This is a genomic window from Emticicia oligotrophica DSM 17448 (assembly GCF_000263195.1).
GTDB classification, from domain to species: domain Bacteria; phylum Bacteroidota; class Bacteroidia; order Cytophagales; family Spirosomataceae; genus Emticicia; species Emticicia oligotrophica.
In genome coordinates, this window is record NC_018748.1 from 1,831,046 (window position 1) to 1,853,667 (window position 22,622).

General features: G+C 37.3%; 11 protein-coding genes. 5 read left to right on the plus strand and 6 right to left on the minus strand.

Annotation, left to right across the window (positions count from 1 at the left end):
- Window positions 1-19 precede the first annotated feature (19 nt).
- The 3 genes from EMTOL_RS07600 to EMTOL_RS07610 all read right to left on the minus strand — a co-directional run bounded on the left by EMTOL_RS07600 (window position 20) and on the right by EMTOL_RS07610 (window position 4,629).
- Window positions 20-2,461, minus strand: a complete 2,442-nt coding sequence (locus EMTOL_RS07600) for an endonuclease MutS2 (RefSeq protein WP_015028693.1) — start codon at window positions 2,459-2,461, stop codon at window positions 20-22.
- A gap of 229 nt (window positions 2,462-2,690) precedes the next feature.
- Complete coding sequence (nadA, locus tag EMTOL_RS07605; protein WP_015028694.1) at window positions 2,691-3,650, minus strand: quinolinate synthase NadA; 960 nt, start codon at window positions 3,648-3,650, stop codon at window positions 2,691-2,693.
- Between the two features lie 49 nt (window positions 3,651-3,699).
- On the minus strand, window positions 3,700-4,629 hold the full coding sequence (locus tag EMTOL_RS07610) for a hypothetical protein (RefSeq protein WP_015028695.1): 930 nt from the start codon (window positions 4,627-4,629) through the stop codon (window positions 3,700-3,702).
- 189 nt (window positions 4,630-4,818) lie between these two features.
- Here EMTOL_RS07610 and treF point away from each other — a divergent pair, with 189 nt between their 5' ends.
- Window positions 4,819-6,420 carry an alpha,alpha-trehalase TreF gene (gene treF / locus EMTOL_RS07615; RefSeq protein ID WP_015028696.1) on the plus strand — a complete coding sequence of 534 codons (1,602 nt, stop codon included), beginning with the start codon at window positions 4,819-4,821 and terminating at the stop codon, window positions 6,418-6,420.
- A gap of 94 nt (window positions 6,421-6,514) precedes the next feature.
- On the opposite strand, the gene EMTOL_RS07620 is transcribed toward treF, so the two are convergent.
- The 3 genes from EMTOL_RS07620 to EMTOL_RS07630 form a co-directional block, all read right to left on the minus strand.
- Window positions 6,515-6,892, minus strand: a complete 378-nt coding sequence (locus tag EMTOL_RS07620) for a rhodanese-like domain-containing protein (RefSeq protein ID WP_015028697.1) — start codon at window positions 6,890-6,892, stop codon at window positions 6,515-6,517.
- A gap of 129 nt (window positions 6,893-7,021) precedes the next feature.
- A complete protein-coding gene (locus EMTOL_RS07625; protein ID WP_015028698.1) occupies window positions 7,022-8,776 on the minus strand; it encodes a DUF6089 family protein in 1,755 nt (584 codons plus the stop codon).
- 169 nt (window positions 8,777-8,945) lie between these two features.
- Complete coding sequence (locus EMTOL_RS07630) at window positions 8,946-11,033, minus strand: S9 family peptidase (protein ID WP_305953193.1); 2,088 nt, start codon at window positions 11,031-11,033, stop codon at window positions 8,946-8,948.
- 321 nt (window positions 11,034-11,354) lie between these two features.
- Between EMTOL_RS07630 and EMTOL_RS07635 the strand changes: the two genes are divergently transcribed.
- From EMTOL_RS07635 to EMTOL_RS07650, 4 genes are all read left to right on the plus strand, one after another.
- Window positions 11,355-12,836: a M20/M25/M40 family metallo-hydrolase gene (locus tag EMTOL_RS07635; protein WP_015028700.1), complete on the plus strand. Its 1,482-nt coding sequence runs from the start codon at window positions 11,355-11,357 to the stop codon at window positions 12,834-12,836.
- Window positions 12,837-12,955: 119 nt separating this feature from the next.
- Complete coding sequence (locus tag EMTOL_RS07640; RefSeq protein ID WP_015028701.1) at window positions 12,956-14,497, plus strand: YifB family Mg chelatase-like AAA ATPase; 1,542 nt, start codon at window positions 12,956-12,958, stop codon at window positions 14,495-14,497.
- Window positions 14,498-15,064: 567 nt separating this feature from the next.
- Window positions 15,065-22,003 (plus strand): fibronectin type III domain-containing protein, encoded by a 6,939-nt coding sequence (locus tag EMTOL_RS07645; protein ID WP_305953194.1) that lies wholly within the window; start codon window positions 15,065-15,067, stop codon window positions 22,001-22,003.
- Entirely contained in the window at window positions 22,003-22,434 is a 432-nt protein-coding gene (locus EMTOL_RS07650; RefSeq protein WP_015028703.1) for a hypothetical protein, read from the plus strand. Before EMTOL_RS07645 ends, EMTOL_RS07650 begins: the two co-directional genes overlap by 1 nt.
- Window positions 22,435-22,622 lie beyond the last annotated feature (188 nt).

A 22,622-nucleotide genomic window follows, 5' to 3' on the forward strand; every position in this document is an offset into this window, starting at 1 on the left:
TAAACCCTGCCGCTATTATTTATTTCATCTTCACAATCGTCACACCTTGTCCACCTCGGTCGGCGTGTTCGTCGGCTACGCCAGCCACTTGTTTATAGTTTCGGAGGTGTTGACGAATAAGTGTTCGTAAAATTCCATCACCTTTACCGTGTACGATTCTCAACTCAGGATATCCCAGCATAATTGCATCATTCATGAGGCTATCTACTTCTCCAAGTGCTTCTTCACTTCGTTTGCCACGCAAATCAACATTAAAGCTAAAATTCATCATTTTTTCGTTCATATCAATGCCCGAAATCTTAGCTTTAGGTGTTTCTTTAGTAGCTTCACGGAACTCTTTTTTACTCATTTTCTCTAAGCGATTAAGCTTGATATTAGTTTTGAGTGCTCCAATAGCCACTTCCGCATCTTTGCCTTTAATAGCAATAATTTCACCAATGGTATGCTGACCTTTGATGCGAACGTAATCGCCTAGATTTATGGCTCCAACACCCAATTCCCATTCCTCGCCCGCTGGAGCTTTGGTTTCTTCAACTTTCTGAACTTTGAGCTCTTTTTGCTCGAATTCTTGCAAATCTTGTCGAAGAAGCTTCGTGAGGTCTTTTTCGGCTTTGACCTCTTTTATTTCACGAATGGTATTTTCAATTTTACGATTCGCCTCCTTCAATAACTCCTTGGCTTGGGCTTTGGCTTCATTTAAGATTTTCTTTTTCTCAATTTCCAAGAAATTCTTTAAGCCATTATATTGTTCGAGCGTTGCCGTAAGTTTTTGATTCTTCTCTATAAACTCTTTGTTTTTTTCTGAGAAAACCTTGCGTTCTATTTCAAGTTCTTTGATAAGTTTCTCAAAATCAATTTGTTGCGTACCCAATTTCCTTTTAGCATTATCGACAATCTGCTTCGATAGTCCAATTTTTTGAGCTACTTCTAAAGCAAACGAACTACCCGGTTTTCCGATTTCAAGCTCATAGAGCGGCTCTAAATGCTCAGCATCGAATTTCATGGCTCCATTGATAGTGCCATTGTGTTTATCAGCAAATACCTTGAGGTTGGTGTAGTGAGTATTGATTACCCCAAAAGCATTTGATTTTAATAATTGTTCAAGAATCGACTCGGCGATGGCTCCTCCCAAACTTGGTTCCGTACCAGTTCCGAACTCATCAATTAAAAACAACGTGAATTTATTCGAAAAATTGACAAAATACTTCATGTTCGTTAGGTGCGAACTATAAGTACTCAAATCGTTTTCGATGCTTTGCTCGTCACCAATATCAATGAAAATATTTTTGAAAACACCTACTTTCGAATCAGGCGAGGTTGGTACCAATAAACCACATTGTGCCATGTATTGCACCAAACCAATGGTTTTGAGCATCACAGATTTTCCCCCTGCATTGGGGCCCGAAACCAAAACAATTCTATTGTCTTTATTTATTTTTACTGAAAGTGGGATAACATCTTTACCCAATTTTCGGAAAGATAAGTGCAATAAAGGGTGCTTAGCACGATACCATTCAAGGGCTTGTCCATCAACCAAAAATGGAGCAGTGGCATCAATCTCTAAGGCAAACTTAGCTTTTGCTCGTATGAAATCAATGATGCCGAGGAAAAGATAGGCTTTACGTAAGGCGGGTACATGCGGACGAATGAAATCGGTTAGACGCTCGAGAATTTTTACAATCTCACGACGTTCACGAGATTCCAATTCTCTGATTTCATTATTGGCTTCTAAAACTTCAGCAGGTTCAATAAATGCCATTTGTCCAGTAGCAGATTCATCATGCACAAAGCCTTTCAGTTTGCGTTTGTGTTCAGACAAAATTGGAATTACCATGCGACCATCACGAATCGTAAGCGACATGTCATCGCCAATCCAACCGCTGTTTCGGGCGGTGCGGAGTATGCGTTCTAGTGTTCTACGTAGGTCGCTTTGTTCAGAAAGTAATCGACGCCGAATATCCATCAACTCGGGTGAGGCATTATCTCTAACCCTTCCCCTTTCATCTATTATCTTGTCAATTTGCGAAATAACAGAGGCCCAACCATCAAGTCCGCTCTTTCCATCTTCCGAAACTGGCAATGAATTATTGACCAATGTTTTTAGTTCTGGATAGATGTGTTCTTCTTTATTTTTGAAGAAATGAATGATTTGTTGAATCGTTCGGAGCGAAAGTTTGATTTCAAAAAATTGTTCTTCGCTTACAAAAGCTCCTTGAATAGCTGCACGAGAAAGAGCCTCGCTTACGTCAATATAGTTTTGCTCTGGAAAATCTGATTCAGTTTGAAGAATGAGTTTAAATTCAGCGGCTTGTCGAATCAATCGGTCGATGATTTTAAAGTCGTCGGAAAATCTTATTTTTTCAACAAAAGCTCGGCCTAGCGAACTAATACACTGCTCGGCGATATGTTCACGAATCTTATCAAAGCCTAACTTTTGTTCAATATTTTGGGGGTAAAGCATGAAAATTTTTTATAAATAAAATAGCACTGGTAATAGTTTTTAGCTTGTCACTTAGCTCATTATCAACTAACTATTTACAGTTTTAGTTTTTTGAAATACAAATTTATCACAAATTTCTGTATTGTTAAGACTTGACTAGTTTTTGCTCGTTCAAGAAATTGGTATTTTCTTGCAAACAAAAAAGGGTGAGATTTACATCCCACCCTTCAATATTATATCTATTTGATTATTATAAGCCAAATTTAGCCGAAAGCTCCAACATTCGCTCGATTGGTTTACGAGCATCATCAAGCATTTCGGTTGGAAGGATAATCTCAGGCGTTTCGTCTCTTAAACATAAGTAAAGTTTTTCGAGTGTGTTCAGCTTCATGTGTGGACAATCTGAGCAAGCTTTGCAAGAATGACCATTTTTTGAAGTTGGGGCTACATAAAATTTCTTTTGTGGAGCCGCTTTACGCATTTGGTGTAAAATTCCCGATTCAGTAGCCACAATAAACTCTTGTTGTGAACTATTTATTACGTGTTTGAGTAATCCTGTGGTTGAACCAATGTAATCAGCCAATTTCAATACCGATTCTTCGCTTTCCGGGTGAGCTACTACTTCAGCAGTTGGGTGTTTAGCCTTGAGGTCGGTAATCATTTTTCCTGAAAAAGTCTCATGAACCATACACGCACCATCCCAAAGCAACATATTTCGGCCAGTTACTCGATTGATGTAGCCGCCCAAGTTTTTATCAGGAGCAAAAATTATTTTTTGGTCTTTCGGAAAACTTTCAACGATTTTTACCGCATTACTACTCGTACAAACTACATCAGTCAGTGTTTTTAACTCAGCCGAGCAATTTACATAAGAAATGACAATATGGTCAGGGTGTTGGTCTTTAAATGCTTTAAATTCCGCATAAGGAGCGGATTCTTCGAGCGAACAACCAGCGTTAAAATCTGGTAAAACCACTTTTTTATTTGGTGAAAGAATCTTTGCTGTTTCTGCCATGAAGCGAACACCTGCAAAAACAATCATATCGGCATCAGTTTTGGCTGCTTGTTGCGAAAGTCCTAAGCTATCGCCAATATAATCGGCAATATCTTGAATCTCAGGGATTTGGTAATAATGAACCAATAAAACAGCATTTTTTTCTTTTTTCAACCGAGCAATTTCGGCAACATAATCAATTTTTTCAGCGACCATCTTAAACTATGATTTATCAGATTTTTATGATTGTTTTTGTCTTTCTTTATTATTTACAAGCAAATTCCCAAGTTTTATACATACTTACATTGCCTGATTTATCGGAGTATATTTCTTTAATTTTATTCCCCTTCAAATCATATTCAAAAGTACGAATAGCGATTACTTCATTGTTATAAAAATAATTTTCTTTGGTCATTTGTCCTTTAACATCGTATTCGTATGTAAAATAATAATCTATTTGCCCTTTTCCATTAATACGTGTTTTTTGAGCTAATTTTCCAGCCTCATCATAAGCGTATTTGGTTTCGGCAAAAACTTCATTATTTCTTAAAGTTTTATCTCGGAGCAAAAGCCCCTTCGCATCATACACATAATCAGTTTGTGTAGTTGTTTTATCCGTAGCATCGAAATGCACTTCTTGCGTAGGTTTTCCTTGCGAATTATAAGTTTTTAAATCAGAAATAAGCACTTTCCCCGATTGGTCTTTTAAAATTTTTGAAAGCACTTGACCCTTTGCATTTGAAGTTGACACCTCACGGAAAGCTTCCGTTTTACCATCTTCGGCAAAGAAGATCGCTACTTTTTCTGTACCGTCATTTGATAATGTATTACTTGAAAGCAAATTTAAACCTTTACTTACCGATTCTTTCAAAACTTGTCCTTTAGCATCATATTCCTTTTTAGTTACTTTCAAAACCTCATTGTTTCTCTTGTAAGTAATAGAATTATTTTTGCCAGAAATATCATAAGTGTAGAGATACTCTTCCGAATAATTACCTGTATTTTTGCTCGAAAAAGACTTAAATTCTTTCAAAAGTTTGCCAGAAACGTCATAGGTTTTAGAAACTTCTTGTTCCTTAAGTCCTTGACGATAAAAGGTATATTTAGTGTCAGAGCAATTGGAGGCTACCACTAATTCAGTTTGTGCAGAGGCTAAAAAAGGAAATAAACCTAAAACTATTTTGATAAATTTCATGTCTAACTATTATTGGTGGTGCAATTCGAAGAACTGCTTTTATATATAAACACTATTTTTAGCTGATTAGCTATACGAAATTACTACTTTTCGAATAAAGATTGCTATTGAATATTATTCAACGGCAAAGATTATATATTATTTAGACAAAATTTAGAAAATACGTAACACAAATTTTAAACGAATAGAATGACAACAAAGTTTTTGAAGCAATCGGTTTTAACGCTCGGATTAACAGTGGTGATATTAGCTTGTGGAGATTCGGTTTCAAAAAAGGTGTATAAATCGCCCGATGAAGAATTTGGTGAGCTTTTCAAAGAAGTACAACTAAAAGCGATATTCCCCGATTCTAAAACATTTGCCGATGCGAGCCCAAAGGGAAAGGTAGAAGAAGTATTGAAGCGATATGAGGAAGAAAAATCGAAGCCAAATTTCAATTTGAAGCGTTTTGTCATGGAAAACTTTACGTTTTCTTCGCCCAATTCTAAATATGTCAGCAATGTAAAACTTTCTCCGCAAGAACATATCAATGAAATATGGAGTGTTTTAACTAGAAAAACGAAGGAATCTTCGGGTACGCTTGTTCCTTTAGTTAAGCCCTATCTTGTTCAAAGTGGAGCAGCAAGCGAAACCTATTATTGGGACAATTATTTTATGATGTTAGGCCTACAAGCCGCAGGTAAAGATACTTTAATGGCGAACACGGTCTTGAACTTTGCCCAACTGATTCAAGATTATGGACACGTGCCGACTGGCAATCGTAGTTATTATTTTAGCCGTTCTCAACCACCATTTTTTGCTTCTATGGTAAAAATTTTGGCACAAACGAAAGGTTTTGAAGATAAACTTATCAAAACCTTACCGCAAATACAGAAGGAATATCAATATTGGATGTCGGTAGATAAAGGCACTGATGATGCTCAAAAACAAAATGAAGCTCGTAAAAAAGGCGAAAAAGCTTATAGAAAAGTAGTGTTTGTTGGCAAAAATGATGTATTAAATCGTTACTTTGATGACAATGACACTCCACGTCCAGAAGCATATCGAGAAGATATACTCTTTGCTAGTAAAATAAGTGGGCGAAAAGCCAATCAAGTTTACCGTGATTTGCGTTCGGGTATCGAATCAGGTTGGAATTTTTCGAGTAGATGGCTTCGTGATGGTCAAAATATGTCAACTATTCACACAACTGATATTTTACCAGTTGACCTAAATGCTATCTTATATGATTTAGAACTTACGCTTGCAAGTATTTATGAAGCAAATAACCAAACCGAATATGCTCAAAGCATGAGACAGCTAGCTAACAAACGTAAAATAGTATTTGATAAATACTTCTGGAATGAGTCGACAGGTTTCTATTTCGACTACGATTTTGTAGTTGGAAAACAGACAGGTATTTATTCTTTGGCGGCGGTATATCCATTGTTTTTCAAATTAGCGAGCCAAACACAGGCAGAAAAAGTGGCCAAAATACTGGAAACACAATTCTTACAAGCAGGCGGACTCACAACAACGCTTAGCAAAACTGGTCAACAATGGGATGCTCCCAATGGTTGGGCTCCACTTCAATATTTAGCCATTCAAGGCCTTAGAAACTATGGTTTTAATGATTTAGCCAATAGAATCAAACAAAATTGGATTGCCAATAATCTTAAAGTTTATAAATCTACTGGTAAAATGCTTGATAAATATAATGTCTATGAAGAAATAGCTGGTGCAAAATATCCTGTTCAAAATGGATATGGTTGGACGAATGCCATTTTATTAAAACTACTTTCTGAGAAATAGTAAAGTTCTTACCAAAGAGGCACGGATTACATGAAGAGACACAGAGTATATTCTCCTTGAAACTTTGTGTAATTCGTGCCTTTGTGGTGAAAGATTATTTCACTCCAGCATTGGCTAAATCTTTATAGCCTCCACCAGTTAAGTTATAAATATACTTAAAACCTGCTTGTTGCAATATTGGAGCTGCCTTACTGCTGCGTCCGCCAGCGGCACAGTAAACAAAAACAGGTTTATTTTTATCTAACTTTTCTATCTGCTGCTTAAAATTAGCATCATTATAATTAATACATTTTGATGAGGCAATTTTGCCCGCTTCCCATTCTTGCGGTGTACGAACATCCAGTAGTTGGGCGTCTTTGGTAGTCTTTACTTTAGCGATAAACTCTTGTGGTGTAAGGTTTACTGTTTGGGCTTTTAAGGTTCCCAGTGTGCAAAATAAAAAGAATGTAATGAGATAAAAATAGTTTTTCATTCGTGCGTTTAAAGTTTATGTTAAATATTACTTCAAAAGTATTGAAATAAAATGACAATAAAAAAGAGCAAAAACCTAGGGTTTCTGCTCTTTTTTATTTCTAAACAATTTAAAAAAATTGTTCTATTATTATCTCAATTGGAATTGAACACGAGTATTTGTCTTTTTGCCATCAGGCGTAGTGTACTCTGTTTTTGGGTCTTCATCGCCTTGGCCATCATACGTCATACGAGCTTTGCTGATGCATTTTTTCTTCAAGAAGTAAGCATAAATTGCACATGCACGAAGTTTCGCTGAACGAAGATTTGTTGCGTTGCTTGCACCATCATTAAATGCTGAGATGTGTAAGATACTATCTGGGCATCTTTGCAATAATGAACAAACTCTGTCAAGTTTTTTGTATGAAGATGGCTTCAATTTGTTTGTTCCACTATAAAATTCGATTCCTTGTGCTGCGAAAGTTAATTCATCAAGTTCTGATTTAGAAATTTCGCAACCACTTGCCGTTCTATAACCCCTTGCTAACACACCATTTACATATCCCTCTGGACAGCCATCGTTGGTTGCTAAACCTGCTAAGTCTGGACATTTATCTTTATCATCAGCTACGCCGTCTTTATCACGGTCAGGGCAACCTTTAGCAGAAGCTACACCTTTTACAGTTGGACAAGCATCGTCTTTATCAGCTATGCCATCGCCGTCTGTGTCTGGGCAACCATTCAATGAAGCTGTACCTGCTTCATTCGGACAAGCGTCATCTTTATCTGCAATACCATCACCATCAGAATCTGGACAACCTTTCAATGCTTTTACACCGGCTACATCTGGGCAAGCATCATCTTTATCTGCAACACCATCTTTATCGCGGTCAGGGCAACCTTTCAATGCTGCTGTACCAACTTGAGTAGGGCACTCATCATCTTTATCTGCAATACCGTCACCGTCTGTATCTGGACATCCTTTCAATGCCATCGGACCAGCTTGTGTAGGACATGCATCATCTTTATCAGGAATTCCGTCAGCATCAGTATCTGGACATCCTTGGAATTTACGTAAACCTTTTTCAGTTGGACAAGCATCACAACGGTCAACTACACCGTCTTTATCACCATCTTTATCACCAAAACGATAAGAACCTAATAGATTTGCTACTAAGTAACCATCATTATAAGCTTTTCCGTTTGGTTCAAGTGCTGTACCTGTTCCTAATGCTGTTGTTGAAAGCTTCGTACCATCTAAATAATCAGAGAAGGCATAGCGGTAACCTACTTCAGCACCGATAGTCCATCTTTCAGCTGCATTATATTTCAAACCTACACCAAAAGGTAAAACCAATGCTGCTTTTTTCAAGTTTGCTTGGTCTTGGTCAAATAAACGAGCCATTACATATTTACGAGGATCATCGTCTTGTAATGAAGCATTTTGAGCGACAACTGTAGGATTTGTGAAAGCCACACCAACACCCCCAAATAAATAAGGAGAAAGTGTTCTGCGGAATGTACCATCACAAGTATATTTTCTTTCTTTTAAAGGATAAAATTCACCTAATAGGGATAGTTCTGTTAGAGGTGATGAAAACTTCAAACGACGATAGTCCCATCTTCCTTCTGGTTGGTCAAGGTCATTACCAGCTAAACGGCCAAAGAGTATTTGGGCACGTGCAGCAAAGTAATCGTTAATGTGGCGACGCACAAATGCACCAATCATAATGCTATTAGCAGATGCATAAGGTTTGCTACAGTGCATGTCACCAAAGTATTGGTTTACGCCGAGTGGAATGCCAACTTCCCATTTGTAAGGTTTACATACCTTACAAGAGTCTTGTGCCTGAGTTGTTAGCGATAAGGTTAATAACGCTACAAAAAGGAATGTTACCTTCTTCATGTTGGGGAAATATTTATTGTTTTCTTATAAGAAATAATATTAAAATTGGACTTATTAAAAGAATTTAAGTCACAATTTAACCGTAATCTTTAGCAAAGAAAAAAAAAATGTTAGAAATTTCTACAAAAAACTCTATTATTTTGCCAAATAATGATTAATTGGCCAATATTTATTCTACAATACCAGCCAAGTCTATGAGAAAGGCATATTCCATTGCAACCTCTCTTAAAGTGGCAAATCTACCCGATGCTCCGCCGTGCCCGGCCGCCATATTTATATGCATTAATAACAAATTATTATCTGTTTTTGTGGAGCGAAGTTTAGCCACCCATTTAGCTGGCTCGAAGTATTGAACCTGAGAATCGTGTAAGCCCGTTGTTACTAAAAGGTTAGGATATTCCTTGGCTTCCACATTATCGTAGGGTGAATAAGAAAGCATATATTCGTATGAATCTTTGTTGTTTGGATTACCCCATTCTTCATACTCACCAGTGGTTAACGGAATAGTATCATCGAGCATGGTGGTTACCACATCAACAAAGGGAACAGAAGCGACAACCCCACGGTAAAGGTCTGGACGAAGGTTAATGATGGCACCCATCAATAAGCCGCCAGCACTTCCACCTAAGGCGAAAAGCTTTTCTGGACTGCAATATTTATTTGCTATTAGAAATTCTGAACAATCAATAAAATCGTAGAAAGTATTAATTTTTTTAAACATCTTGCCATTTTCGTACCATTCTCTACCCATTTCTTGTCCACCACGTATGTGAGCGATTGCATACACAAAACCACGATTGAGTAAGCTCAGGCGACTCGAACCAAAAGCAGCTTCAGTTGACATTCCGTAAGAGCCATAGGCATATTGCAGTAATGGGGCTGTACCATCGAGTTTCGTATCTTTTCTGTAAACGATTGATACTGGCACATTTGCACCGTCGCGGGCGGTGACAAAAACTCTTTCCGAAACATAATTTTCTTTATCAAAACCACCCAAAACCGTCTGCTGTTTTTTTAGCTCTTTTACACGTGTCTCCATATCATAATCAAATGTTGAGTTGGGCGTTGTGAGCGAGGTATAGCTAAAACGCAGAACACTTGTATTGAAAGATGGATTTAAACCAATGTTTGCATCGTATGTTGGTTCACCAAAGTTTAAGAAATGCTCTTCTTTAGTCTGTTGGTTAATAATTCGAATTTGACTCAAACCTTGAAAGATTTCTTGTATAACCAAATGGTTTTTAAACACCTCCATACTTTCGAGGTATACTTCGGGACGATGCTCAATGACAGTCTTCCAAGAAGTCAAATCAGCGGTTTTATCTTCACTGACCTCCATTAATTTAAAATTTAAAGCATGATTGAGGTTCGTTCGAACATAGAATTTATCTTCAAAATGCTCAATTGCATATTCGTGTCCTCGCTCACGAGGCAAGAAGGTTTGGCAGGCACGGGTTGGGTTGTTGGCATCTAAGAGTTGGTATTCCGAAGCAATTCCATTATGGTCTGAGACTATCGCAATATACTTTTTCGACTTCATTTTGTAAAGCCCCATGTAGTATTGGTTATCTTTTTCTTCATAGACCAATACATCGTTCTTGGTGTCAGTGCCGAGCGTATGCCGCCAAACTTGGTATCCCAAAAGTGTTTTTGGGTCTCTGAGAATGTAGAAAAAGGTCTTATTATCAGCCGCCCAAGCATAACTTCCTCCTTCAGTATTCTTGATTTGGTCTTTGTAAATTTCTCCTGTAATTAAGTTTTTAAATCTTACCGTATAATTTCTACGGCTTACCGTATCTACCCCATAGGCAATGATTGAATCATCATCTGTTATTTCGTAACCTCCGATATTAAAATACTTTTTACCTTTACCCATTTCGTTGCCATCGAGCAAGACCTCTTCTGTGGCCTCAAGCGAGCCTTTCTTGCGACAATAAATCGGGTACTCCCCTCCTTCTATGTATTTTACATAATAAAAGTATTCACCATCTTTTACAGGGACAGATTCATCCTGCTCCTTGATTCTCCCTTTCATTTCCTGAAAAAGTTGCTCTTGAAGTGGCTTTACTGGTGCCATTACTTGCTCGAGATAAGCATTTTCGGCATTCAGATAAGCTAAAACCTCGGGGTTTTCTTGCTCATTAAGCCAATAATAATTATCAATTCTTGTATGATTATGAATGGTTAATTCTTTTGGTTTTTGTTGAACTGTTGGTGGATTTATTCCTAAATTTTGCATTCTTGATTGATTACTCATATATCTGATATAAATTGAAAAATGTTCTTTGTGAGAGGTGCTGTTTTTTGGCAAAAATACACGATATTGTTATTCTTTGAGTGAAAAATTATTTGCCCTAAATACCAATCAAACGAAAAAATAAAGACATTTTGTGGAAAAATAAAAAAATAACGATTTTTACAATTAATATTACGGATTGAATAATTACAAATAATTCATTGAAATGTGTTTCCGATAGGTGTGTTCTGATAAGTGGTTGATATACAGTGAGTTGTTGTGCATTTTTCTTAAAGCCAAACCAAACAGTCTAAACTATATACTTAATCATCAATAAATCTAATGAAAAAACAGCATTTTGTTTTAATATTCGTAGTCATTGTTGCTGCTCTTTCTTCGTTCAGAGTAAAGCGAGATAGTCTTGAAGATGTTTTTATTAAAATCAATCAAGATGTGCTTTATAGAGGACGTGCGTATGAAACGCTCGGAGAGGCCACTTCAACTATCGGGCATCGACTTACAGGTAGTACGAATGGCAAAAAAGCCGAAGAATATGCTTACAAATTATTGAAAGCATACGGCTTTGTTGATGTAAAATATTTGCCATTTGAGGTAGAATCTTGGGCAAGAGATACGGTAAGCTTAGCAATCGTACCTAAAGGGAGTGATAACTTCAGAGATGTTCCAGTTGTGGCATTGGCCCATTCGCCAGTTTCTTCGCACCTACAAGGAGCAATCGTTGATTGTGGCGATGGTATCGAATCTGACTTCGAGAAAGTTAAAGAACAAGTAAAAGGAAAAATTGCTTTGTTTAATATTAACATTCAATCGCCTGATAATAAGGGCAAAAAGAACCTTCACCGCTCTGAGAAAACCGCTTTAGCTATTAAATACGGAGCCGCTGGTGTTATCATTGCCAATGCCGTTGACGGTGGTGTTTTACTCACAGGAACAGCCTCTGTTACGGGCGATTTAATTCCAATTCCTGCAGTTTGTGTATCGGTTGAAACAGGAAAAGCTATTCGCAAATGGATGGGTGAAGAACCAAATCTTTTAGCTGTGATTGATATGAGAAATTTCAGCCGACCAATTAGAGCTAGAAATGTGATAGCAACTTTACCGGGTAGTTCAAAAAAAATGAAAAAAGAGAAAATCGTTATTGGTGGACACCTAGACTCTTGGGATTTGGCAACTGGTGCGATGGATAACGGAATTGGCTCGTTTTCTGTCTTGGATATTGCTCGTGTATTTCAATCATTGAATTTACGTCCAAAAAGAACTATTGAGTTTGTGATGTTTATGGGCGAAGAACAAGGTTTACTAGGCTCGAAAGCAATGGTAAAAAAGTACAAAGATGAAGGTAAGCTCGACCAAGTACAACTAATGGTAAACCTTGATATGGTGAATAATGCCAAAGGTTTCAATGCGATGGGTCGCCCAGAATTACGAAAATTCTTTGATGAAATAGGTAAGAAAATCAAAGACATAGACTCAACGTATTCGAATGTAAACCCTAACTCAGCAGGCTTACACTCTGACCATCAGCCATTTATGATTCAAGGAGTTCCTGTTTGTTCGCCATCAGGTAGTTTTCCTGTAAAAGCTTATAATTGCTATCATGCCAATTGCGACCGCTTCGATTTGATTGATAAAAAGCAAATCAGCAATAATGTACGCTTCACGGCCATGATGCTTTATGCCCTAGCAGAAGCCGATGAGCTTCCTGTAAAGAAAATGAATGACCAAGAAACCAAAGAGTTTTTGATTAAACAAAATCTTAAAAACGAGTTGATTATTGGAAAAGACTGGCGTTGGGAGCAGTAATTTCCTGATATTTAAGGCCACTAAGAAACTAATGCAATACTAGGTTTATTCTTTTGATAAAACTTAGTGATTATTAGTGTCTTAGTGGTTATTTATTATATTTAATTTCTAACAAACTTATGCTGTCTAAAACCTTCGGGGCTGCTGTTTATGGTGTCGATGCAACTTTAATTACTGTCGAAGTAAGTGTCGTACAAGGAACTGGAATGGCCATTGTTGGCTTACCAGATGGAGCGGTAAAAGAAAGTCAACAACGAGTTGATGCTGCCCTCAAAAACTGTAATTATCAAATTTCTCGTCAAAAAACAGTTATTAACCTCGCCCCTGCTGATATTCGAAAAGAAGGCTCTGCCTATGATTTGCCAATGGCTTTGGGTTTACTTGCGGTATCTGGACAAATAAAAACAACTAAGAACTTAGAAGATTACGTTATTTTAGGCGAATTAGCTTTAGATGGAACCCTTCGCCCTATCAAAGGAGTTTTGCCGATTGCCATTGAAGCTCGAAAAAACAAGCTGAAAGGCTTTATTCTTCCCGCTGAAAATGCCATGGAAGCTTCAATTGTGAATTCATTAGATGTTATTCCTGTCGAATCACTCACCGAAGCCATTGATTTTCTAACAGGAAGAAAAGAAATTGAGCCACTCGTGACCGATACCCGCGATATTTTCTTTAATTCCATCAATGAATACGATGCTGATTTTTCGCACGTGCAAGGACAAGAAAATATTAAACGTGCCATGGAAATTGCGGCCGCTGGCGGGCACAATGTGATTATGATTGGCCCTCCGGGAGCAGGGAAAACAATGCTTGCCAAACGAATTCCTTCGATTTTGCCACCATTAACACTTCATGAAGCACTCGAAACCACCAAAATTCACTCGGTGGCAGGAAAGTTGGGAACAAAAGCCACGCTCATTGCTCGACGACCGTTTCGTTCGCCACATCACTCTATTTCTGATGCTGCCCTGGTTGGCGGAGGAAGTTTTCCCCAACCTGGTGAAATTTCATTGGCTCATAATGGTGTATTATTTCTTGATGAGCTTCCCGAATTTAAACGCACGGTTTTAGAAGTAATGCGTCAGCCATTGGAAGAGCGAAAAGTAGTTATTTCTCGCACACGGCAAGCAGTTGATTTTCCAGCCAATTTTATGCTCATTGCCAGTATGAACCCTTGCCCATGTGGTTATTACAATCATCCTGAAAAAGATTGTTCTTGTCCACCAGGAACTGTAGGCAAATACCTAAATAAAATTTCTGGGCCCCTTTTAGATAGAATTGACTTACACGTAGAAGTGACCCCCGTAAGTTTCGACCAAATTGCCTCTACTCGCAAAAATGAAACTTCAGCCGAAATTCGTGAGCGTGTAGTAAAAGCCAGAGAAATTCAAACTCAACGTTTTGAGAATTACCCCGAAATACACTCCAACGCTATGATGCCACCCGAAATGGTGAAAGTAATCTGTGATATTGGCGATGCAGGAAAAGCATTACTCAAAAAAGCAATGGAACGCCTCGGTCTTTCAGCACGTGCCTATGATCGTATTCTAAAGGTAAGTCGAACAATTGCCGATTTGGCAGGTTCAGAGGAAATCAGAATTGAGCATTTGGCTGAAGCCATCCAATACCGTAGTTTGGATAGAGAAAATTGGGCAGGGTGAAATTTAAAGTTAAATATATTATTGGTGTCTATTTAACCTATAAAAACTATTCAATAAAAAAATAATTGACGTTTACATGTAAAACCCCTGCTCAATAAATTATTCTTAAATGTATTTAACAATTGGGTTTTGTTACTTAAATCAAACTTTTAGATTAAAAAAATCTGCTTCAAATTTCATACTGGTTATCAATTATTTTTGATAACCAGTGTATCTTACTCCTCTCTTCTCCTACTTTCAATTAATTACAAAATTCAAATACGCTAATTTTAGCACATTCCGTGACTTTAATACCTACTGAGTAGATTTGTTCTCTAGTTTCAATAATCGCCCATCATCATACTAAGGTCAATTCAACAAGCCTTTTAAAAATATATTTTGATTTTTAAAAAGCCCATTGTGACCTAAACTTCCATACAAGAGTCAAATAAAATCACAAATGTTTATTGATATATGTGATTGCCTGATATATACATATTAAAGATGACTTTTCCTTACTACAAATCCATCACAAGGCTATTTGGTAGAAGTTTGACTATGGTCTTGTTTCTGCTATCCACAAGAGCTTTGAGTCAAAACTACCCCGTTACTTGCACTCCCATTGTCAAGCCGAGCTACACTCTAAAATGGTCGGAGATTAGTACCAGTACCGATATGTTCAAGGTGCATTTATTACTCAAAGACCTGACCAAACCTTCGGTGGATGTTTATTTAAAAATCCGTTTATCGGGTGTTGGGGTTGATATTCGTACCATAGATGGCTTTATTCCAAATCAGACCTTGACACTAATCCCTGGACAACCAAGAATGCTGACCGCCAGTGATTTAGCCGAGTATTTCAATATCTCGAATTTAGTTGTGGATGGCGTGGATATTAGTGCTTTGTATAATGGTGGACGTTTGCCTGAAGGACTCTACACTTGGACAGTAGAAGCCTACGAAGTTGACCGAAACAGACAAGTATCTAATACGGGTATGGCCTTGATGAATGTATTCAAAAACTATCCGCCTATCATCAATATTCCGCAGGATGGAGCGATTCTACCCGTTACAACTCCCCAAAATGTTTTGTTTTCTTGGACGAGCCGCAGCACGGCATCGTTGAATGCCGCCCAAGGAAAAACCTATAAACTTAGAATCTACCCCCTCAGCGGCGATGATGACCCCAATGTAGTTGCCAATAGCGGAATTCAGCCAATTGAAATTACCACTACCAATCCTTATTTTAATTATGGAGCAGGGAATATTCCGCTGGAGAAAGGAAAACGCTATGCCGTTCAGGTGCAAGAATTAGATGATACGAATGCGGATGATTATGAAAATGAGGGAAAAAGTCAAGTGGTTACTTTTAGCTACGGCAAGCCCTGCGTAGCCCCCGAAGGTATGGTGATTAATCCAATTGGCAAAGGAAGAGTAGAGTTGACCTGTGAAGCCACTGCCGAAGATGCCGAGACTTATCCCATCACGGCTTGGTATAAAACAACCAAGACTTCGATTTGGAATTCTGTACCATTCAATGGTAACAGTGCGGTCATTAGTGGATTGAAAGATAAAACAGACTATGAGTTTAAGCTGAGTTCAGCTTGTGGAGATAATACCAACACTATGGCTGCACTTCGTGAAGGAGATATACTCCCTTCGGGAGACCCAAGTACTGAGCCAGAAATATTTAAGATTGATGATTCGGAGTTTGATGAAGAAGACCCTGAAATGATAGACCCTGCTATTCTTGACCCTTATACGATTGGTGTTGAAATCAATACCGATGGTACGACAAGACCTGTGGAGACTTTAGATGGTATTTTTAACAAAATTATCAAACCTGAATGCGTGACTAATGCCGATGCTTATGCTGAATGTAGTCCTACTCATCCATTCGTTGACTTGCCACCAGTTGATGCCGAAGACCTTCGCTCGCTCAATGTAGGCGATGTATTGGGTATTTACGATTACGCTGTTTTAGTGACGGCAATTGGTGGCGGCAATACACTTTCAGGGAAGGGGCTTGTAAAGCTACCATTTTTAGATAACTCTTTCATGGCCGTTGAGTTTTCGGGTATCAAAGCAAAAAAAGGTGAAGCAGGTACACAAGGCGGCTGTGTATATGAGGTGGGCGATTACTTCCGCACTCGCCCAATCAGCCAAACTGACTTGCAAAATGAGCAAGTTAGAACCATTGCCGATATTATCAAACTCACCGAACCTACGGTTTTTCATGGTGATTTAGAAGTAGCCATAAAAAAATACCAAGAAAAAGGTAGCGAAATAGCGACCAAAGGAACAGTAACCCCACAAGAAAAACAGGATTTACTGACTTATACCAAAGGGGTAGAAGTAGCCATCGGTACTTGGAAAGATAAGTTTTCGGAGGTATTTGGTTCGGGTGAAACTGACCCTAAAATAGCCGAAATCATAGGAGATATGACGGCCATCTTGACCCAACTCAATGCCGATAAACAAACCATTGAAGGCGGAACGCCGCCCGCAGGAACAAGTTACCCGACCATTCCAGATTTAAAAGCCAAGGTTGATGCTATTATTGAGAAAATAAAGGCATTACATCAAGAAAACACCCCTAAACCACCAAGAATACAAAATGTAATTGTCGCTGACATAGGGACTAATCAATCAACTATTGTTTGGGAAGGCGACCCAAGATTTACTAAATATGTAATCAGCTACAAAACTCCCAATGGAGGAGAATTAATAGAGACTGTAGATAGTAAAAATAGTTTATACCTTAAAAAACTACAAGAAAATAGTAATTACGAGTTTAAAATTGATGCGTACATCGGCAGTAAATTAGGAGATACTTACTTAAATGGAAAATTCAGTACACTTAAAAATATATTGCCCAAACCTGAAAATGTTAAAATTGTACAACTTGACAAAAACTCCCTTAAACTATCTTGGGATAAGAATAAGTTACACGAAAGTTATAGATTAGTATATAGAGATAAAGTTGGGTTAGAAAAGTTTATTCCAATAGGAAACAGAAATACCATAACATTAGAAGATTTAGATTCCGAACAATTATATGATTATGAATTAGTTGCAGTGGGTAACAATCTAACAAGTGATGCAACTTTGGGTAATTTTAATACCTGTAAGGCAATTGCAAGAGTACTTTACTACGATAGAACACAGCTCAAAAATATTTGGACAACCAACCCCATCTCAATAATTAGTGGGGATGGGATAACATTACAACTAACAGGATGCAGTGGTTCCGTAACTTGGAAGTCATCTACAACCGATATTAATGAATCAAGTCCCACTTTTTGCCCCTCTAAAAGTAGTGTGTATGTCGGCATTTGTGGTAATGATGGGTGTCAATCAGACCCTATTACAGTTAATGTCACCCAGCCAGAATGTACTACTGAGACCAAACTTACAACTCCCTCCAATATTGTAAAAAAAGGAGACAAAGTTCTCTTATTAAGCTCTTGCCCATATAATGCAACTGGTTCTCTAAGTTTTATAAATGCAAATGGCAATTTTGGGTCTGCCTATTCAGATATGGCAATCAATGGCAAAACTACTTTTATCCTGAGTTGTACAACTCAGTATGGTGGTTTTTGTGGATATAATACCACTTACACAAAAACTTGTAAAAGTGAAGTAACGGTAGATGTCTATTTGCCATGTGAAAATTATTTTGGAGTACCTTTTTCCGTGAGTAGTTCTAAAACAAACAATATAAATATTGGAGAAGAAATTACGCTAAAGGCGACAGGTTGTCCCACTACTGTCAATTGGAATAATGGAAAAACAGGAACAATAATTACCATTAAACCTACTGAAACCCTTACGTATGTTGCATTATGTAGCAGGACTCCTTTAACACCCTGTGGTGATGTAGTTAAATTAAATGTAAATCCATTTAAGATTTTAGCCCAGCCTTTAAAAAACTCATATAAAATTGCTGAAAACATCACACTTACAGCACAAGGTTGTGGTGATATTGTCAAATGGAGTACAGGAGAAGAAGGAAACTTCATTGTCGTACAACCAGTCACAAATGTTACCTATGAAGCTGTATGTATGGATAAAAAAGCAACTCAAAACATAAAAATTGATAAGTTTTTAGCTCCAGAAATTGTTTGTGAAGACTTTAAACCTAAAGCTACTCCAACGACTATCTTTAAGGGTGAGTCTAATACCGTTAAATTAATTGGTGATGGCTGTACAAACGGGAAAGTCATTTGGAAAAACAAAAGTACAGGAACAATAATTAGTAATTTATCACCAACAGATGCTTCCATAATTTTAAGTAACGCAACTACATTTATTGCTACATGTAATAAAGTAGGATTTTCTCCCTCTGTGATAGAAGTACCGATTAATGCCACATTAAGAAATTTCCAGTTAACGGCTTCAAAAACACAGATTCCTTATGGAAAAACCCAACCTGTTATCCTTACAACCAGTGGGTGTATTGGTGGAAGTGTATTTTGGTCTGATGGAGAAGCCCAAGGGCAAGCTGTAAGAACGGTAAATGTTAGCCCTCCAAAAACATTTCAAGCTACATGTAAGGGTGAAGACTTTGAGGCTACCAAAACGGTCACTATTAATGTTCAATTGACGGGTTCTGGTGCTGTATTAGCAGGTACACAAGGCACATGCCCTAAAAATTTTGGTATTAATTTTTATAAAAATGCAACCGATAAAAAGCCTTATTATGGCTTTCCTGTCGTAAAACCTGGACAAGAAATAAGGTTGGAGGTGGTGGGTTGTAGTACAACTCCTATCTGGTCTTGGGATGACCAGTATAGTATTAATACCTCCATAAAAACAAAACAAAATGACCGGGTTACTTATTATACCGTGAAATGTGGCAGTACCTGTTCTGCATTTATTGGGGTAACTGCTTTTGATTGTGAAGGTTGGCAGAATACAACAAAAGAGGAATCATGGCCTGTCAATGATATTATTGATTTAGTACCAAATGTTTCATGTCCAGTTACTGTAAGTTGGTATAAAAAGGAAGGTACAGGTTTTAACTATTATGGAATAGAAGAAAACGAACGAGGTGGCATTGGTGTACGTGTAACTAATACAATAACTACCTATAAAGCAATTTGTAGTATTGATGGGGTCGATTGTTCTTTAAGTTATACAATAAAACCTAAAATTAACGCAACCAATGATGCACCATCTGAGACTCCTGTTGCTGGGGGAAGAGTTGCCTATGCAACTACTTCTACTTGCAGCGAAACAAAAATACAACTTAAGCAGGCAATGGCAGGATATATTGCAGGCCTATTATGTGCCGATATTAATTTGTTAAAAGATAAAGAGGGTAAAATATCTGCTGAAAAAGTAGCACAATTCTTACCAAAACTCGAATCAGGGTTGAAAACAGTTGCTACTTACCAGCTCCCGGCTAATAAAGAGGCAATAATTAATGCCATAGTAAACGGTAATTCTGATGAATGCGATTTTGGAAATGCAGCCGAATTATTAGCAAGTACATTCGAAGGAGATATTCTAATAAGCGATTATAAAGAAAAAACAAAGACATCCCCAGAGGTAAATGATAAATTATTACAAGACTATCTTGGTAAGAAATACATCATTGACTTACCAGACCCTGATACAAAAACAACTACTAAGAACTATAAAATAGGTAATTATCTGGTAAGCTTTTATGTAGATGTGGTAAGGAATACCGCAGGTAATTACATCATAAATGGAAAAGAGTATAAACCTTTAGTTTATGACGGTAGTAACGGTTTTGCGGGCTTTTATGATATTAATATTCTACCAAGCATCAAAAAAGATGAAAATGGTAAGTACCTGACCGATGATTTGAATGCCAAAGGTGGTTGGCTTTTGCCTGCGTCTCAATTTTATGAATTTAAACCATATCAACCATTTTTAGAGAATACACTCGCCGAATTACAGCCTAATTTCTTAGATTCTTTTGAATCATATTGGAACACTCTACATAAATGTACCACAACCCAACTGAGAGCCTATGACAACGGAATAGTGCCTGAGTGTTTTTGGAAAGGAGTTGGCAACCCCAACTTTGCACAATTGGCGGGTGTTATTGATGAAACCTATCGGACAGGGGTAAATTTTGGGCAATTTGGCAAATTCGTAATGCCACTTAGTAATATAGACGACCTACTTCGTGATTATCTATTGGGAATTACCTGTGAAGACGAGTTGTGGGATAATATCAAGAAAATAGACAAACTCGAAGATGAGATACGCAAGCTTGATTATGATAGTGAGCTTATCAATTTTGTAGTTGATAAATGGAAAAACGAACAAATAGAGACACTTGCCGAAGACATTAATGCTTGTGAAGAATACATAAAATTCAAGAAAAAAGTACCCATATATGCCGATATTGTATTAAACTGGGATAAATGGGCGAGTGGGTTTGATGCACTCCATGCCAATATTGATAAATACGTTGAGACTTTTGCCAAAGATTTAGGTAATGTAGGCACGCTAAACGATTTACAGAATTATGCTATCGGCAAGCGGATGTTTGAAGTAGGTAGTATATTTGCTACTGCTGGTGGAGCAAGCCCTGCCGAAGTAGGAGTAAATACCCTAAAAAAACTCCCTAAGCTGCCTAAAAATATACCTTTACGAGCAATTGAGCATACAGCCACCGAAGTTAAAGTAATTGCCGAAGGCCAAACTACGAGTTTGTTTACTGTAAGTAAAGAAGGTGTATATACCTCAGAGCGTTGGTTTACAGGAACGGGAGTAACAACGAAGCTCGATGAAGTGACAAATGTTCATTTCATGGAAAGAGGCAGTAGCTTTAAAACTGGTACAATTGAATTTGTTGAAGATGCCAGTGGCAATAAATGGCTAAAAGCTTCAACGACTGCCTCTCGCTATGCCAATTATCCCAATATACAAAAACTTGCAACGCATGTACTTGATGAAGTAGATAATTTAGCAGATGATTTTTTAGTTAAGTTAGAAAGTGATTTAACTGGAAATATTGAACTAAAAACCGCTTTTGAAAGCGAGGCTGATTTAGTAGACGTTTGGAAACTTATCAAAGAGCCTAATGCTGAATTAGTTAAAAAAGTTGGAAAAATAATAAAGACCAGAAAAACAAATCCAACTGAAAGAATAAAAGAACTTGGTAAAGACCTTGATAAAGGTGAGGAGTCAATAATAGAAGGAGAGGCTGGTTTTGAAATCGAAGAACGATATGGGTACTTTGAAAGATATAAAGCCATAGACAATACAACAAAAGGGGATTGGGTTTCCTTGAGTGGCCCATACAGAGGAAAAACTTTTGATGAAACAGGTGGTGGAATTGCCGAAATGGCTATTAGCGAATTTGCAAGAAAACCGTCACAAAAAAGAAAATTCTTTGAATCGTTGGATATACATTTTATAAAGTCTGATTATGTTGTTTTAAATCTTACTAATATGAAGCGATTGGAACCCACTTTATATACAGAAACAATGGATTATATTATTAATAAATTTGGAACGAATAAACTTATAAATATTACAAAATAATGGGAGCAGAACCAGTTTTTTTTAATAAAAAATATTACATGGAAAATAACCAGATTGTATCTAAGGTACAGAAATTCATGGAATTATATTTGAGGGAATATGAACACCCAGAATGGTTTTATGAAGCATTAGATGATTTAAATAGTAATTTCCACATAGCTCATGGAAAGTTCTTTTTCGATGAAGAATTAATTGATAAAGAAAATAGCAGGTTGGATTATGCGATAAAAATGATTGATTTAACATTAAAAAAGATGGAAAGTATTAACAAAAGAAAGTTTATTGAATATATAAGAGAAAGTTTAAAGGGTTCTTGGTGTGACTTAATGCCCGAATCTTTTTATGATGAAAACTGGATGGAAGAAAATGAAACTTATGAAAAATATTATGTAGGTGTTTTAAAGAGTTTAAAAGAAATTATGAAGGCCTAAGGTTTGACAGTGTTCCAAATTTGGGGATTGTTTCGAACCTTACAAAGATGAAGCAATTAGAACCCACTTTATATACAGAAACAATGGATTATATTATTAGTAAATTTGGAACAAGTAAACTTATAAATATTACAAAATAATGGGCTGGGAAACGGTAAGATTTAAGGGAAAAGAGTTTGACTACAACA

Bases quoted from the DNA above. Each gene is read 5' to 3' on its own strand.
- EMTOL_RS07600 (WP_015028693.1), bottom strand. From the start codon at position 2,461: ATGCTTTACCCCCAAAATATTGAACAAAAGTTAGGCTTTGATAAGATT.
- nadA (WP_015028694.1), bottom strand. From the start codon at position 3,650: ATGGTCGCTGAAAAAATTGATTATGTTGCCGAAATTGCTCGGTTGAAA.
- EMTOL_RS07610 (WP_015028695.1), bottom strand. From the start codon at position 4,629: ATGAAATTTATCAAAATAGTTTTAGGTTTATTTCCTTTTTTAGCCTCT.
- treF (WP_015028696.1), top strand. From the start codon at position 4,819: ATGACAACAAAGTTTTTGAAGCAATCGGTTTTAACGCTCGGATTAACA.
- EMTOL_RS07620 (WP_015028697.1), bottom strand. From the start codon at position 6,892: ATGAAAAACTATTTTTATCTCATTACATTCTTTTTATTTTGCACACTG.
- EMTOL_RS07625 (WP_015028698.1), bottom strand. From the start codon at position 8,776: ATGAAGAAGGTAACATTCCTTTTTGTAGCGTTATTAACCTTATCGCTA.
- EMTOL_RS07630 (WP_305953193.1), bottom strand. From the start codon at position 11,033: ATGAGTAATCAATCAAGAATGCAAAATTTAGGAATAAATCCACCAACA.
- EMTOL_RS07635 (WP_015028700.1), top strand. From the start codon at position 11,355: ATGAAAAAACAGCATTTTGTTTTAATATTCGTAGTCATTGTTGCTGCT.
- EMTOL_RS07640 (WP_015028701.1), top strand. From the start codon at position 12,956: ATGCTGTCTAAAACCTTCGGGGCTGCTGTTTATGGTGTCGATGCAACT.
- EMTOL_RS07650 (WP_015028703.1), top strand. From the start codon at position 22,003: ATGGGAGCAGAACCAGTTTTTTTTAATAAAAAATATTACATGGAAAAT.